Here is a 15,751-nt window from a genome sequence, read left to right as displayed (position 1 = left end):
GGAAGTTGAACTTTAATAATACGTAATGATATCGTTGTAGTTGATAAATAATTAGGATAAAAAAAAATTTCAAATCAGTAGCATGCCTTTTGTTTTTTAGACTAAAAAATAATGCTTTTTATCCTACTATTTCTTGTCTTACAGTTCACTGATAGGTCCAATATAAAAAGGATGGGAACCTGCCAGCACTCCTAAAAAGTGCTTGAAGTTCCCATCCTAATTTTATAAAAAATAATAGTAACATAAAAGTATTCTTAGTTTCTCTTACTTGAATACTAACTGAAATTTCGTCTATAATTTCAAATCTGCGAGATCATTGTGATGCACTTTTTGCAGTATTGTTCCTTTATCTAGAATGACGATACTAGGATTAGCTCTTTCAATGGTTTTCAAGGTGATCGCATCACAGAAATAGAAATCAAAGGTCATTCCGAATTGCTTTTTTGCTGTCGCTATTTCTTCTGGTGAGGAAGCGGTCATCCCAATTACTTGGTATCCTTTTGCTTTAGCATCTGTATGTAGCTTTTCCATTTTGGCTAAGCCATCTTCATCTGCATGTACTAAATCGTAGGCCACAATTAGCATCACTTTTGGTGATTCTAAAAATTCTTCTTTATAGTCTGAACCCTCTTTTTCCATAGTAAAATCATGAATAGGGGGTACATAACCTTCCGTAATAACTTTGTCTTTTCGGTCTACAAATACGGCTCCTTCTGGAATATTCATTAAGTCTTTTTCAGTGAATTCTTTATCAACACCACCCACTTTGTAAATAAAAACCATTTCAACCACTGATTTTTCCGCACCGTCAGGAATACGCATGCCTTTTTGGATATTATTTCCCACTTTGAAAGGTCTAAAATCGATTAGTGGTAGGTGATTCAAAACCAATACTCCCAGTAAGGATGATAAAACGATACTGGCATAAATAACAATATTTTGAACGTTATTGTTAAACAATGGCTGGATCAATTTTCTATTAAAATACAATATAATGATAAAAAATAACAGGACAATATCCTTTGTGAAGGATTGCCAAGGCGTCAGTTTCAAAGCATCGCCAAAACAACCACAATCTTTCACCACATTAAAATAAGCAGAATAAAAAGTTAGGAAAGTGAACATCACGATTAAGAGTAATAAACTCCAAACAGTAAATTTAGTTTTATATCCAATAAGAAGCATAATTCCTAAAACTACTTCTAAAATTACTAAAAACAACGCGATTGCTAATGCAAACGGTACGAAAAAAGGCATATTGAAAACAGGTTCACTGAAATATTCTGCCAGTTTATAGGAGAAACCAATAGGGTCATTTAATTTAATTAATCCCGAAATTATGAACAGTATTCCAACGAAAATTCTAGAAAATTGAGTAATTATATTTTTCATTTTTTTTTTGATTGCTTATATTATTTATTTCCAAAACCCATTAAAATCAACGCGAAAACCGAATAATTAATCATATCCTGATAATTAGCATCGATTCCTTCAGAAACTATAGTTTTTCCTTTATTGTCTTCAATTTGTTTGACGCGAAGTAATTTTTGTAAAATCAAATCGGTTAGCGAGCTCACACGCATTTCGCGCCAAGCTTCGCCATAATCATGATTTTTATTTTCCATTAAATCTTTGGTCAGTTTTACCTTGGAATCGTATAATTCAGTCGCCTTTCCAACACTTAATTCAGGTTGGTCAGCAACGCCTAATTCCAGTTGAATCAACGCCATAATGGAATAATTGATGATTCCTATAAATTCGCCTGTTTCATCTTCTTCAATTTTACGAACTTCGTTTTCTTGTAAGCTCCTAATTCTTTGGGCTTTAATGTAGATTTGGTCGGTAAGCGAGGGCAATCTTAAAATGCGCCAAGCACAGCCGTAATCTTTCATTTTGTTGACAAACAGCGCGCGACATGTTGCAATAACGGTGTCATATTCCTTTGAAGTATTCTTCATTATTGGTGTATATTTGTATTCAAATTTTTTCAAAAATAAGATATTTTTTTTGAATGCAGAATTTTGAAGTCTTTAAAACCATAAACGCATGACCATTAACTGTAAAGGAATACTCATTGACTTAGCAACGCCCAAAGTAATGGGAATTTTGAATGTGACGCCAAACTCCTTTTTTGATGGAGGAAAGTATAAAAATGAAACTGAAATCCTTTCCCAAGTCGAGAAAATGCTACTTGATGGCGCTGCTTTTATAGATATTGGTGCTTATTCAAGTAAACCCAATGCAGAATTTGTGTCTGAAAAAGAAGAAATTTCAAGAATTGTTCCAGTAGTCGATTTAATTCTAAAACAATTTCCAGAAACACTGCTGTCCATTGATACCTTTAGAAGTGAAGTTGCTAAAGCGACTATTGACATTGGTGCCGCAATCATAAATGATATTTCTGCAGGAAAACTAGATGATAAAATGTTTGAAGTAATAGGAAAATACAACGTTCCTTATATTATGATGCACCTGCGAGGCAATCCGCAAACCATGCAAAGCCTTACAAATTACGATGATATTGTTAAAGAAATGCTGTTTTATTTTTCAGAACGAGTAGCAGAAGCGAGACGTTTTGGAATCAATGACTTAATCTTAGATCCAGGCTTTGGCTTTGCTAAAACGACCGACCAAAATTTTGAGGTTTTTCAAAAAATGGAATTGTTTAAAATGTTAGAATTACCATTACTTATTGGAGTTTCCAGAAAATCGATGATCTATAAAACGCTTGACACCTCAATAGAAAAGGCTTTAAACGGAACAACCATTTTAAATACTTTGGCATTGACCAAAGGGGCTAAAATTCTTCGGGTGCATGATGTCAAAGAAGCTATGGAATGTATTACCTTGTTTAATAAAATTAATTTATAAAGATGAAATATTTTACACTAATTGTTCTTTTTGTACTTTTTTCTTGTGGAAACAAAGAAGATATCTTACTGCCAAAATCAGCTGTTACGGTTGTAGCCGATGTACAAGATCATTCGCCTATTTATATTTTTTTCAGAACAAAAGATAAAGATACAATGGCAGAGGTAAACCGAAAAAACAGCATTATTTCTACTAATTGGATTTTAAATATTGACAAACGGTTGCCATTGCGACTAGTTATTCCTGAAGTGATTAAGTTGCAACAAAAGAAGCGTGAAGAAAAAGCACACAAGAATGAAAAGGCCGAAAATTATTATTCTTACGCAGATACGATTGGAAAAAATTTAGCTTTTATCCCTTTTACAAATGTGTATTACAAAATGGAGAAACCTACTGGAACCATCCTATTTTTCAATAAGAATAATGAGATTTTAATTGAAAATACAATTGTCAAAAAAGAAAAAGTCAAAGAAGTATTGATCCAAATTTTATCAAAAGAACAATCCAATAATTTTACTTTGAGCTTTAATAAAGATCTTAGTTTTGGAAGTTATTTACAAAATAAAATTTTTATAGAAAGCTTAAATTTAGATTTAAAAAGCAAGGAGGAATATGTTCATTAATCAAATCAACTGAAAACTGCGACTGAATATGGAACAGTCTTTATTGATGATGATACGGTTCGTTTTTTAAAATCGTGAAGCCACGATACACTTGTTCGATAAAAAATAAGCGGACCATTTGATGCGAAAATGTCATTAACGATAGTGAAATTTTGCCTTGTGCTTTGGCATAAACCGTATCCGAAAAACCATAAGGGCCGCCAATTACAAATACCAAAGTTTTTATTCCGGAGTTCATTTTCTTTTGTAATTCCTCTGAAAAACCTACGCTGGAAAAATTTTTACCGTTTTCATCTAATAAAATCAATTGATCGGTAGGCGTAATTTTCGATAAAATCAATTCGCCTTCTTTCTCTTTTTGTTGACTTTCCGATAAGTTTTTTACGTTCTTGATATCAGGGATAATATCCAAATCAAATTTGATATAAAAAGACAAACGCTTTGTATAATCGTCTATTAAAGTTTGTAGTGCCTTATTATCGGTTTTACCAATAGCAATCAGTTTGATGTTCATTTTTATTACGTTTCGGGACTGCAAAGATAGAGAAATTGAAACTTTTGTATCAATTATTATGGTTTGAATCTGTCAAAAAGTAGCTACTTGGCCTCAATTCGATCCAAAACCAATTGAAATTGTTCCTCTTTTTTATTCCCAATCAAGAAAGCTATTTCTTCTAAATTAGAACCATTGTAATTGGGGATATTTAATTTTTGTCCTCTAAAAGCAGGATACAATTCGATGATAGGAATTTCTATTGTTTGCCAGTCAGTGTTAGTTTGAAAGTGATAAACATAAGAATGGGAATCACTGGTGTTGGATTTTACTCTAAATTGATATTTTTTGCCATCTCCTTTTAAACGGATGGAAATGAACGTGCTTTTTTCTAAAGTAATGGGTTCAAAGACATATTTAACGGAACAAAATCCCCCATTATTTTCTAAAGAAACAGCACCTTCAAATGTGCCATTTCCTTCAGTATTAAGGTGGAATTGACTTTTTGATTTTCCGCCCATCACTGCATCATTGACTACTTTCCAATGACTTAAATCACTGTCGGCATTAAATTCAAAAATTAGTTTTCGATTCATTTTTCTTAGTTTAAAAATAAATTTTTACAGTCTTATTTTGGTAATGGTGCGCCTACAGCTATGTCACATCGATGGTTGGTTTGCCCGTGTGGCGGATTCATTCCTTCTGGTGTTGGAGTTGTTTCTACTGGAACTGCAGTGGTAGTTACTGTTGGGGCAGGAGCGGTTGCAGTTTGTTGCGGTGTTGTTTGTGTTGCTGTTGCAACTGGAGTATTTAATGGAGCTCCCACTGCAATATCACAGCGGTGACCTGGCTGACCATGCGCCGGATTTGCAGTAGCGGCGGCGGTTGTTGGTTGCGCAGTTGTATTTTGTTGTTGGCTTGCTGTAGCAGTTTCAGTTTTCATTTGTCTGCCAACTTCCGTAAACGGAACAACGTTTGTTGGAGTGGTATTTTGGGTTTCTGCCTCCTTTTTACAAGAAGTAAAAACTAAAGAGGCTGCAAAAAGTAAGCTTAAAAAAGATTTCATACACAGTGTTTTTAATTACTAAATTCAAATATAAGATTTTAAATAGGATTGCACTACATAAAATAGTAGGATTCTAAAGGTTGAATTTTATACGTCAATTGTAGTCAGTTATTTAAGAGGATTATTATAAGATTCAACTCTGTAATTTTATTTAATTTTCTGCTAATTGAGGAGTTATCTCTAAATAAAGTACATTCATTTTTATCTTTTTTCCAAAGAACGCGACCTTCAAATTTTCAAATCCACAAAATATATCTTACTTTAGCATTCGATAAATTTCCTATAAAATGATTAGCGACATACAGTTTAAAAACGAGTTAGACATACTCATACAAAACGCCATTCGAGAAGATGTTGGTCCTGGCGATTACAGTTCATTGGCTTGTATTCCGGCTTCTGCAACTGGAAAAGCAAAGTTATTGGTGAAGGAAGACGGTATTATTGCCGGCGTAGCTTTTGCTAAAATGGTTTTTGAATATGTAGATCCTACATTGCAAATTGAAACTTTTATTCAGGACGGAACTCCAGTACAAAAAGGCGATATCGTTTTTCATGTTTCAGGAAGTTCACAATCGATTCTAAAATCAGAACGGGTAGTTTTGAATTCAATGCAAAGAATGTCAGCAATTGCTACTAAAACCAAAGAATACGTTCGTTTATTAGAAGGAACAAGTACTAAAATTCTCGATACACGTAAAACTACTCCGGGTTTTAGAGCTTGTGAGAAATGGGCAGTAAAAATTGGTGGAGGTGAAAATCATCGGTTTGCATTGTACGACATGATAATGCTCAAGGATAACCATAATGATTTTGCCGGCGGAATCACTTTGGCTATAGCCAAAACAAAAGCGTATCTCAAGGAAAAAAATCTGGATCTTAAAATCATTGTTGAAGCCAGAAATTTAGACGAAATCAATGAAATTTTGAAAAGCGAAGGTGTTTACAGAATTTTGATAGACAATTTCAATTTTGAGGATACTAAAAAAGCAGTAACTTTGATCGGAAATAAATCCCTAACGGAATCTTCGGGAAATATCAACGAAAATACGATTCGCAGCTATGCGGATTGCGGAGTAGATTTTATTTCCTCTGGAGCCTTAACACATTCTGTTTATAACATGGATTTGAGCTTAAAAGCAATATGAGTAGAGAAATTGAAGCAAAACTGCTAAGAATTCCAGTTGTACGGAATCTCGTCTATGGTCTAAAAAAGATAAAGCTTCCGTGGTTAAAAGGGTTATCTCTCTATGATTTGTTGGAATTGTATGGTCTAGGAATCGTAGAAAGCGCTTTGACCTATCATGCGAGCGCCATTGCATTTAGTTTCTTTATGGCGTTGTTTCCGTTTGCTCTTTTTATCTTAAATCTAATTCCATTTATACCTATTGTGGGTTTTCAGGAAGATTTTTTGATGTTTGTCAAGGATGGAGTGCCTCCTAATACTTATGATGCTATTTATAAAATCATTACCGATATTCTTAATAATAGTGATTCAGGTTTATTGTCTTCTGGATTTATATTGTCCATCTTTTTGATGGCCAATGGATTGAATGGAATCCTAGGAGGATTTGAAACCTCTAGACATGTGCTTATAAAAAGGGGTTTTATACGCCAGTATTTAGTAGCATTAGGCATGTCCTTATTATTATCGCTTTTACTAATCGTAACCGTATCGATAATCGTTGTTTTTGAGGTTATTATACAAAAAACAGTATTTAGTGACCAAGTTCAACTGGTCGTTCTAGGGCGGTACGCATTCGTTATTGCGATGATTCTAATCACAACCTCTATACTTTTTAAATTTGGTACCAAACACGACAAAAATAGAGCTTTCATTTCCATAGGGTCCGTATTTACAACCATTTTGATTGTTTTGGATTCGTATTTTTTTGGGATTTGGGTCACAAAGTTTTCACAATACAATGAATTATATGGTTCAATAGGGACATTATTGGTCTTGATGTTTTATATTTGGATTAACTGCATGATATTACTGTTGGGTTTTGAACTGAATGCCTCAGTAAACAAGTTAAAAGCAAAAAATGAATAATTAATTAAATCAAAATAGTTTTACTTTTTGGAGCTATTTCCTGCTATTCGTTACAATCTTTTTTCTCGTTAAAGAAACGAGAAAAAAGGATTTTCACTGCTATCAGGGCTAAAAAATAAAAAAATGAAAAACACTATTACAATGCTTGCCTTATTTATTTCAATGGCTTTTTATGGTCAAAGTCACAGCGTCCTCGGAAAATGGAAAACTATTGATGACGAAACGGGTAAAGCTAAATCTATAGTCGAAATCTACGAGCGTTCTGGAAAAATCTACGGAAAAATAATTGACATCATCGATGTGGATAAGAAAAAAAGCGTGTGTACCGAATGTTCAGGCGAAGAAAAAAATAAACCAGTGATGGGACTTGTTATTATTAAAGGTCTCAAAAAAGATGGTAAAGAATACAATTCAGGCAAAATTCTTGATCCAACTACAGGGAAACAATACAAATGCTTTTTGGCTTTGGACGGAAATGACAAATTGAAAGTACGCGGTTACATTGGCGTTGCTTTATTTGGAAGAACACAGACCTGGAATAGAGTAAAATAATTTTTTTGTTTAAGTTCTTTATTCCTTTGTCCGCTGTTCAAACTTGATAACGATAACGGACAACCTATAACCGATAACAGACAACCAATAACCGATAACCGATAACTGACAACCGACAACCAATAACCGATAACCGACAACCGATAACGGAAAACGGACAACCGATAACAGATAACCGATAACCGACAACCGATAACCGAAAATCAATGCATTTTGTAGAAGTAATTTTACCACTTTCCCTAGCTAAAACATTTACCTACAGTATTTCTGAGGCAGAGTTTCATTACATTCAAATAGGGATGAGAGTGGCAGTCCCTTTTGGAAAAAGTAAAATTTACACGGCTTTAGTCATAGAAATTCATCAAAACAAGCCCGCTCTATATGAAGCTAAGGAGATTCACCAAATTCTCGATGAATTCCCTATTGTAACCGAAATCCAAATTGCACATTGGCAATGGATAGCTTCCTATTACATGTGTGCGATAGGGGATGTGTATCGAGGCGCTATGCCTAGTGCACTTTTGCTGGAAAGCGAAACCCTGATTTCTCAAAAAACCAATGCGATTATCGATACTAGCCTTCTCACAGATGATGAGTTTCTGGTTTATGAAGCTTTGCAACAACAAAACAGTTTAAAAGTTCAGGATATTATTGCAATCTTGAACAAGAAAAATATTTTTCCTGTTATCCAAAAGTTAATTGATAAAAACATCTTAGTACTTCAAGAAGAAATTCAAGAAAGCTATAAACCGAAGTTAGTGCGCTATGTGCGTTTGCATCCTAAATACGACAGCAATCAAGGATTAAGCGAATTATTGGAAATTTTGAAAAGTGCTCACAAACAAAAGGAAATCGTAATGCGTTATTTCCAGTTGAGCGCTATGGAAAAGAAACCAATTACTGTAAAAAAACTCGTTGAGGAAGCTAATTCTTCTTCGGCGATTGTAAAAGCCTTAATCGAAAAAGAAATTTTACAAGATTTTTTTTTGCAGGAAGACAGAGTGCTATTCAATGGAGAAATAAATGAACAAGAATTGATATTGAGTGCTGCTCAGCAGGACGCTTTTGTAGCCATAAAAGCTAGTTTTGTTCAAAAAGAGGTCTGTTTGCTTCATGGTGTAACGTCTAGCGGAAAAACTGAAATTTATATTAAACTGATTGAAGAATATCTGGAAGCTGGAAAACAAATTTTGTATTTACTTCCTGAAATTGCTTTAACCACGCAATTAGTAGGCCGATTAAGAACTTATTTTGGCAACAAAGTGGCTGTTTTTCATTCGAAATACAATAATAATGAACGAATCGAAGTTTGGAATCAAGTACTACAAAACTCCCAGAAAGCACAAGTAATAATAGGAGCTAGGTCCGCTTTGTTTTTGCCCTTTGATAATTTGGGATTTATAATCGTTGATGAGGAACACGAACAAACATTTAAGCAAGTAGATCCCGCTCCGCGTTATCATGCGCGAGACGCAGCAATTGTTTTGGCTCATTCCCACAAGGCTAAAGTGCTCTTAGGCTCGGCAACACCTAGCATTGAAACCTATTATAACGCTACATCCGACAAATTTGGTTTGGTCGAGATTTCAAAACGGTATGGAAATGTAATGATGCCAAATATCGAATTGGTGGATTTGAAAGATAAATACTTTCGGAAGAAAATGACAGGACATTTCAGCGATGTTTTGATTGCAGAAATAACTAGTGCATTGTCTTTAGGGGAACAAGTAATTTTATTTCAAAACAGACGAGGATATTCTCCTGTAGTAGAGTGTATTACTTGTGGTCACGTACCACAATGCCAACAATGTGATGTGAGTTTGACCTATCATAAACAAAAAAACCAATTGCGATGCCATTATTGTGGTTATACCATGGCTAAACCAACTCATTGTCATGCCTGCTCTAGTATTGATTTGACTACAAAAGGCTTTGGAACCGAACAAATTGAACAAGAACTACTTTCGATTTTTCCAAATTCAAAAATAGGACGAATGGACCAAGATACGACCCGAGGTAAATTTGGTTTCGAAAAAATTATTGATGGTTTTAAAAACCGAGAAATGGATATCCTAGTTGGAACTCAAATGCTTGCTAAAGGATTGGATTTTGATAACGTAAGTTTAGTGGGGATCATGAATGCTGATAATATGTTGTATCATCCTGATTTTAGGGCTTTCGAAAGAAGTTTTCAAATGATGACTCAGGTTGCTGGTAGAGCTGGACGTTCTGAAAAGCAAGGAAAAGTAATCATACAAACCTATAATCCCAATCACAATACGATTCAACAAGTCACTACTAATAATTATCTTGGAATGTATAAGGAACAGTTATATGACCGACAAATTTACAAATACCCTCCTTATTTCAGAATTATAAAACTTACGCTGAAACAGCGTGATTTTGATAAATTGAAGGAAGGATCGATGTGGTTGTACCAAGTGATGAGTCAAAACCTGAATATGCCGGTTTTAGGGCCTGAGGAGCCTGCTATTAGCCGCATTAGAAATGAATACATTCGTACAATTATTATTAAAATACCGCACAATGTGTCTATTGGAAACACAAAGAAAACCATTCAAAAAATACTGAATAGTTTTGAAGCTGTTGCTCAGTTTAGAGCCGTAAAAGTTTCGTTAAATGTAGATTTCTATTAACGTAATAGTTTAAGAGAAAGAAAGTGCCCGCACTAAATCTTCTTTTTTGTGTCGGCTCAAAGGAATTTTTGTCATTCCAATTTCAGCGTATTTACTATTGAATCGCTCTACTTTGTCAATGTTGATAATGTATGATTTATGTACTCTAACAAATTTTTCTTTGGATAAATCATTCTCAAAAGATTTCATTGTAGAAAGTACTAAATTACTGTCTTCCTCCGTCACCACTCTTACATAATCACCAAAGGCCTCAATCCATTTTATTTTCGAAGTGAAAATTTTGAGTTTTTTCAAATTACTTTTAATGAAAATATGTTCGCCTTCTTCTTCTTTATTGTCCTTTTTTAATAAATGAAAATCGATAGCTCTTTTTACTGACGCATTAAATCGATCAATCGCAATTGGTTTTTGTAAATAGTCCGTTGCATCGTAATCGAAAGCTTTCATTGCATATTCAGCCTTAGAAGTAATAAAAATAATTTGGGGTTTAATTTTTAAACCATCAAGGAAATCAAAACCACTAATCACTGGCATCTCTATATCAAGAAAAATGAGATCCACATTGTGAATAGACATACAGCTTTTTGCTTCGATTGCATTAGAAAAATCGCCTATTAGATGTAAATTTTGATGATTATTAACTAATTTAGCGATAATCATTCTCTGAATAGAACTATCATCCACCACGACACAGTTTAGTTTCATAGTAATGTATTTAAAGATTTGGCTACGTAAACATACTACTTTTTTATTAAAAAAAAATAATTGAACGGTTTTTTTTTGTCATACGTCGAATAAAACGGAATAACACTTGTTTGCTAAGAATTATTGCTTACTTTTGCACCCAAAATAACAAATAAATATATATTTATGAATCATTATGAAACTGTTTTCATTTTAAATCCCGTTTTATCTGAAGTTCAGGTAAAGGAAACAGTAAGCAAATTTGAAGATTTTCTTACTAGTAGAGGAGCAGAAATGGTGTCGAAAGAAGACTGGGGCCTTAAAAAAATGGCTTACGAAATTCAAAACAAAAAATCTGGTTTTTACCATTTATTCGAATTCAAAGTAGCTGGAGAAGTTCTTATTGCCTTTGAAACTGAATTTAGACGTGACGAAAGAGTAATGCGTTTCTTGACTGTAAGTCTTGACAAACACGCTATTTCTTGGGCTGAAAGAAGAAGAACTAAATTAAAAGCAACAAAAGCGTAATCATGGCTACACTACAACAATCGGCTTCAGGAAAAAAAGACGGAGATATCAGATATCTAACGCCTTTGAACATAGAAACAAACAAACAAAAAAAGTATTGTCGTTTCAAAAAATCAGGTATCAAATATATTGATTATAAAGATGCTGATTTCTTATTAAAATTCGTAAACGAACAAGGTAAAATTCTTCCTCGTCGTTTAACAGGAACTTCGTTAAAGTACCAAAGAAAAGTATCAGTTGCTGTGAAAAGAGCGCGTCACTTAGCTTTGATGCCTTATGTAGCGGATTTACTAAAATAATAATTTAACTCAGTTGTTGGTTTTCTGAAACATGAAACCTAACTTCTATAACAAAGGACAACAACATGGAACTTATTTTAAGACAAGACGTTCAAAATTTAGGATTTAAAGACGATATCGTTACAGTAAAAAACGGTTTTGGTCGTAACTTTTTGATCCCAACAGGTCAAGCACATTTAGCTACTTCTTCTGCAAAGAAAGTATTAGCTGAAAACCTAAAACAAAGAGCGCACAAAGAAGCTAAAGTAGTAGCAGATGCTAAAGCATTGGCAGAAGCTTTGAAAGCTATTGAAATTAAAATCTTTGCAAAAGCAGGTGGTGAAAAATTATTCGGTTCAATCACGAATATTGATATCGCTGAATCTTTAGCTAAAGGTGGTCAACAAATCGAAAGAAAATTCATCACAAGCGGAATCGTTAAACGTACTGGTAAATATACTGCTAGTGTTCGTCTACACAGAGATGTTATCGTTGAATTGGATTATGAAATTGTTGCAGAAAAAGCATAAATTTTTTAAATTTATATATTTAAATCCCGATGGAAGTCGGGATTTTTTTTTGTTTAATCTGAACTCGTTTCAGATTCTTTAAGTTATAAATAAAGAGCATCTTAAATTTTAAGGTGCAGAAATAAATTCATCACAAATGAAATACTCTCGATTAACAAAAGAACAATTTGAGGAATTGAATCAGGAATTCAGTACTTTTTTAGCAACTCAAACTATTGACAAAGCAGAGTGGGATAAAATTAAAGCAGAAAGACCAGAAGTTGCTGAACAAGAATTAGATGTTTTCTCTGATTTGGTTTGGGAAGGCGTTCTTACAAAGGCAGTTTTTTTAGAACATTTCTCTAAAAATCATATTTTCCTTTTTCAGTGCTTTGATACCTATGTTCATTCCATTGTTTTAAAATCAGTAGTTCCAGAAACTGATTTTTTGACTCGCGAAGGTTTGCAATGGCTTAGCGATAATATGTTTACCGATACTATAGAAATGAAAATTGGTAAAAAAGAATTCACCGAAGACCGCAATACTTCTATTTTTGCTTTAATACAACAAGGTGCTTTTTTGAGCGATGGTCTCTTATACAAACAAATTAATTCGATTATTGAGTCGTAATTTTGTTGTTTTCTCTTTTAAATTGGTTATTTTAGTACGCTTATACAAAAACTAAAATAGCCAATTTTATTTTATATGGATATTCAGAATACGATTCAAACTTTGAGAGCCGAACTAAATCAGCATAATTATAATTATTATGTGTTGGATACGCCAATAATTTCCGACTACGATTTTGATTCGAAATTAAAACAGCTTCAAGACCTTGAAAATGAGCATCCGGAATTTTTTGATGAAAATTCTCCTACGCAACGAGTAGGTGGTGCAATTACAAAAAATTTCCAAACCGTTCCGCATCAACACCGAATGTATTCGCTTGATAATTCCTATTCTAAAGAGGAACTTATCGACTGGGAAAAACGAATTCAAAAAGTTCTAGGTGAGGTTTCATTAGAATATACTTGTGAACTTAAATATGATGGTGCATCCATTAGCATTACTTATGAAAACGGAAAGTTAAAACGTGCTGTTACTCGTGGCGATGGTTTTCAGGGTGACGATGTGACTAATAATATTAAAACGATAAAATCCATTCCATTACAATTAAAAGGAAATTTTCCTGCTACATTTGATGTCCGTGGTGAGATTATTTTACCTTTTGCTGGTTTCGAAAAAATGAATCAGGATTTAATAGAAATTGGAGAATTACCCTATTCAAATCCTAGAAATACTGCATCGGGTAGTTTGAAATTACAGGATAGTGCTGAAGTAGCCAAGCGTCCGCTAGATTGTTTATTGTATTTTTTAATAGGGAACGATCTTCCATTCCAGTCTCAATTTGAAGGATTAGAAACGGCCAGAAATTGGGGATTTAAAGCCCCTAAGGAAACCAAATTAGCGCGTAGTTTAGAAGAAGTTTTTGAATTTATCGATTATTGGGACATTCATAGACATAACCTACCTTATGAAACGGATGGCGTGGTGGTAAAAGTAAATTCGTTTCATTATCAGGATGAATTAGGGTTTACTGCAAAATCACCTCGATGGGCAATCGCCTATAAATTCAAATCTGAACAAGTTGCAACTAAATTAAATTCCATTTCCTACCAAGTGGGAAGAACTGGAGCAATTACACCAGTGGCTAATTTAGAACCGGTGCAATTGGCAGGAACTATTGTTAAACGTGCTTCTTTGCATAATGCGGATCAAATTGAGAAACTTGATATTCGTATTGGAGATACTGTTTTTGTTGAAAAAGGCGGAGAGATTATTCCAAAAATCATTGCTGTTGATTGGAGTAAACGTCCCTTAAATTCAGAACCTACAAAGTACATTACACATTGCCCAGAATGTCAAACAGAATTAGTTCGTGGTGAAGGAGAAGCAAACCATTATTGCCCTAATTTTTACGGTTGTCCACCACAAATTATAGGCAGAATTCAGCATTTTATTTCAAGGAAAGCAATGGATATTGAAGGTTTGGGAGGTGAAACAGTCACTTTACTGTTCAATAATGGATTAGTGCATAATTATGCCGATTTGTATGAATTAACAGTGGAACAGATTCTTCCTTTGGAAAGAATGGCTCAAAAATCGGCTGAAAATTTGGTAAAAGGGGTTGCGAATTCTAAAAGTATTCCCTTCGAAAGTGTTTTATTTGCACTTGGAATCCGCTTTGTGGGGGAAACGGTCGCTAAAAAATTAGCCAAGCATTATAAAAATATCGATGCATTACGAAATGCAACTTTAATAGATTTGGTTTTAGTAGATGAAATTGGAGACCGAATTGCGCAAAGTGTTATTGATTTTTTTCAAAATCAGGAAAATACAATTATAATTGACAGATTAAAAGAGTACGGGATACAGTTTGAAATTACCGAAAAAATTAATCTCAATGCAACTAATAAACTTGCTGGTAAAACATTTGTAGTTTCAGGTGTTTTTGCTAAATTCTCTAGAGATGACTTGAAAAAAGCAATCGAAGATAATGGCGGAAAAGTAGGGAGTTCTATTTCTGCCAAAACGGATTACGTTGTCGCAGGGGATAATATGGGACCTGCAAAATTAGATAAAGCGAATAAACTTAAGATTTCAATAATTTCCGAAGATGATTTTATCAATTTAATCAGTAACATAGATGCAGGTAAAGACTAGTAAGTTTGGTTCTTTAAAGGAAAGCGGAATCAGCCTCTTGTTATTTTCTTTCGTTTTTCTGGAGGTTAGTGCTGAGTTATTTTCATTTAGAGTAATCTTGTTTGCTTTCAGACCTTTTGTTATAATTTTGATCATGTATCTCTATTGGATCACCTCCATAGAGAGAAGTTTACTTTTTTTCACAACATTGTTTTTTTTGCTACTTACCAGCATTTTTATACTTTCGGAATCCTTGGTTTTTTTGATGTTAGGATTAGCGGGTATTGCTATTCACAGATTGCTAGTAATATTATACAGCATAAAGTTGAATAATATCAAGGATTTTGTGCCCATATTGATTGCAGTTATTCCTTTTATTTTTGTTTTTTCTTATTTACTCTCTATTTCAGATGAAATCCCGGAAATCAGTTATTATCCTTTGGTAGTACAAAACATTTTAGTATCAATTCTTGCAGGGGTGATCTTGTCTAATTATTTTATGAATGAAAATAACAATAAGCCTTGGTTGTCTATTTTTGGACTTTTATCGACAGGACTTTATTTTATTGTTTTTATTGAAAAATGTTTTTTATCCAATTTGCCTCCAACTTATTTTAGACCATTAGGAATGATTTTGTTTGCTACTAGTTATTATGCTCTTTATAAATTTGTGATTAATACCGAACGTTTAAATGCCGACTTACTTGAAAGTACCGCGTAACGTATCTTATTTTTT

18 protein-coding genes are annotated in these 15,751 nt (G+C 33.6%); 12 read left to right on the top strand and 6 right to left on the bottom strand.

The window, feature by feature from the left end; translation table 11 throughout:
• Positions 1 to 291 precede the first annotated feature (291 nt).
• Positions 292 to 1,392: a BT_3928 family protein gene (locus BUC11_RS07435; protein WP_073353024.1), complete on the bottom strand. Its 1,101-nt coding sequence runs from the start codon at positions 1,390 to 1,392 to the stop codon at positions 292 to 294.
• Positions 1,393 to 1,412: 20 nt separating this feature from the next.
• On the bottom strand, positions 1,413 to 1,958 hold the full coding sequence (locus BUC11_RS07430; protein WP_073353023.1) for a DUF1599 domain-containing protein: 546 nt from the start codon (positions 1,956 to 1,958) through the stop codon (positions 1,413 to 1,415).
• A gap of 88 nt (positions 1,959 to 2,046) precedes the next feature.
• On the opposite strand from BUC11_RS07430, the gene folP reads away from it, so the two are divergent.
• Positions 2,047 to 2,871, top strand: coding sequence for a dihydropteroate synthase (gene folP / locus BUC11_RS07425; RefSeq protein WP_073353022.1), 825 nt, complete (start codon positions 2,047 to 2,049; stop codon positions 2,869 to 2,871).
• Positions 2,872 to 2,873: 2 nt separating this feature from the next.
• The gene (locus BUC11_RS07420) at positions 2,874 to 3,494 is read left to right on the top strand and encodes a hypothetical protein (protein WP_073353021.1); all 621 of its coding nucleotides are present in this window, start codon (positions 2,874 to 2,876) and stop codon (positions 3,492 to 3,494) included.
• Positions 3,495 to 3,534: 40 nt separating this feature from the next.
• Here the strand turns inward: BUC11_RS07420 and rlmH are convergent, their stop codons facing one another.
• The 3 genes from rlmH to BUC11_RS07405 form a co-directional block, all read right to left on the bottom strand.
• Entirely contained in the window at positions 3,535 to 4,008 is a 474-nt protein-coding gene (rlmH, locus tag BUC11_RS07415) for a 23S rRNA (pseudouridine(1915)-N(3))-methyltransferase RlmH (RefSeq protein WP_073353020.1), read from the bottom strand.
• A gap of 83 nt (positions 4,009 to 4,091) precedes the next feature.
• Positions 4,092 to 4,583, bottom strand: a complete 492-nt coding sequence (locus BUC11_RS07410) for a CIA30 family protein (RefSeq protein ID WP_073353019.1) — start codon at positions 4,581 to 4,583, stop codon at positions 4,092 to 4,094.
• 32 nt (positions 4,584 to 4,615) lie between these two features.
• Positions 4,616 to 5,053 (bottom strand): hypothetical protein, encoded by a 438-nt coding sequence (locus BUC11_RS07405; RefSeq protein WP_073353018.1) that lies wholly within the window; start codon positions 5,051 to 5,053, stop codon positions 4,616 to 4,618.
• Between the two features lie 287 nt (positions 5,054 to 5,340).
• Between BUC11_RS07405 and nadC the strand changes: the two genes are divergently transcribed.
• The 4 genes from nadC to priA all read left to right on the top strand — a co-directional run bounded on the left by nadC (position 5,341) and on the right by priA (position 10,312).
• The gene (gene nadC / locus BUC11_RS07400) at positions 5,341 to 6,198 is read left to right on the top strand and encodes a carboxylating nicotinate-nucleotide diphosphorylase (RefSeq protein WP_073353017.1); all 858 of its coding nucleotides are present in this window, start codon (positions 5,341 to 5,343) and stop codon (positions 6,196 to 6,198) included.
• Positions 6,195 to 7,103 (top strand): YihY/virulence factor BrkB family protein, encoded by a 909-nt coding sequence (locus BUC11_RS07395; RefSeq protein WP_073353016.1) that lies wholly within the window; start codon positions 6,195 to 6,197, stop codon positions 7,101 to 7,103. Before nadC ends, BUC11_RS07395 begins: the two co-directional genes overlap by 4 nt.
• A gap of 123 nt (positions 7,104 to 7,226) precedes the next feature.
• Entirely contained in the window at positions 7,227 to 7,655 is a 429-nt protein-coding gene (locus BUC11_RS07390) for a DUF2147 domain-containing protein (protein WP_073353015.1), read from the top strand.
• Positions 7,656 to 7,861: 206 nt separating this feature from the next.
• Entirely contained in the window at positions 7,862 to 10,312 is a 2,451-nt protein-coding gene (priA, locus tag BUC11_RS07380) for a replication restart helicase PriA (protein WP_073353013.1), read from the top strand.
• Between the two features lie 9 nt (positions 10,313 to 10,321).
• Here the strand turns inward: priA and BUC11_RS07375 are convergent, their stop codons facing one another.
• A complete protein-coding gene (locus tag BUC11_RS07375; protein ID WP_066077037.1) occupies positions 10,322 to 11,017 on the bottom strand; it encodes a LytR/AlgR family response regulator transcription factor in 696 nt (231 codons plus the stop codon).
• Positions 11,018 to 11,182: 165 nt separating this feature from the next.
• On the opposite strand from BUC11_RS07375, the gene rpsF reads away from it, so the two are divergent.
• From rpsF to BUC11_RS07345, 6 genes are all read left to right on the top strand, one after another.
• Entirely contained in the window at positions 11,183 to 11,524 is a 342-nt protein-coding gene (gene rpsF, locus BUC11_RS07370) for a 30S ribosomal protein S6 (protein WP_066077033.1), read from the top strand.
• A 2-nt stretch (positions 11,525 to 11,526) separates the two neighbouring features.
• Complete coding sequence (gene rpsR, locus BUC11_RS07365; protein WP_066077030.1) at positions 11,527 to 11,823, top strand: 30S ribosomal protein S18; 297 nt, start codon at positions 11,527 to 11,529, stop codon at positions 11,821 to 11,823.
• A gap of 65 nt (positions 11,824 to 11,888) precedes the next feature.
• Entirely contained in the window at positions 11,889 to 12,332 is a 444-nt protein-coding gene (gene rplI, locus BUC11_RS07360) for a 50S ribosomal protein L9 (RefSeq protein ID WP_066077027.1), read from the top strand.
• Positions 12,333 to 12,468: 136 nt separating this feature from the next.
• Positions 12,469 to 12,942 (top strand): DUF6495 family protein, encoded by a 474-nt coding sequence (locus BUC11_RS07355; RefSeq protein ID WP_073353012.1) that lies wholly within the window; start codon positions 12,469 to 12,471, stop codon positions 12,940 to 12,942.
• Between the two features lie 75 nt (positions 12,943 to 13,017).
• Complete coding sequence (ligA, locus tag BUC11_RS07350) at positions 13,018 to 15,036, top strand: NAD-dependent DNA ligase LigA (protein ID WP_073353011.1); 2,019 nt, start codon at positions 13,018 to 13,020, stop codon at positions 15,034 to 15,036.
• Positions 15,020 to 15,736 (top strand): hypothetical protein, encoded by a 717-nt coding sequence (locus BUC11_RS07345; protein WP_073353010.1) that lies wholly within the window; start codon positions 15,020 to 15,022, stop codon positions 15,734 to 15,736. The genes ligA and BUC11_RS07345 overlap by 17 nt, the downstream gene beginning before the upstream one ends.
• Positions 15,737 to 15,751 lie beyond the last annotated feature (15 nt).

The organism is Flavobacterium xanthum, assembly GCF_900142695.1.
Taxonomy (GTDB): Bacteria; Bacteroidota; Bacteroidia; order Flavobacteriales; family Flavobacteriaceae; genus Flavobacterium; species Flavobacterium xanthum.
Note: the sequence above shows the minus strand (reverse complement) of the source record. Positions and strands in the feature narration are given on the sequence as shown.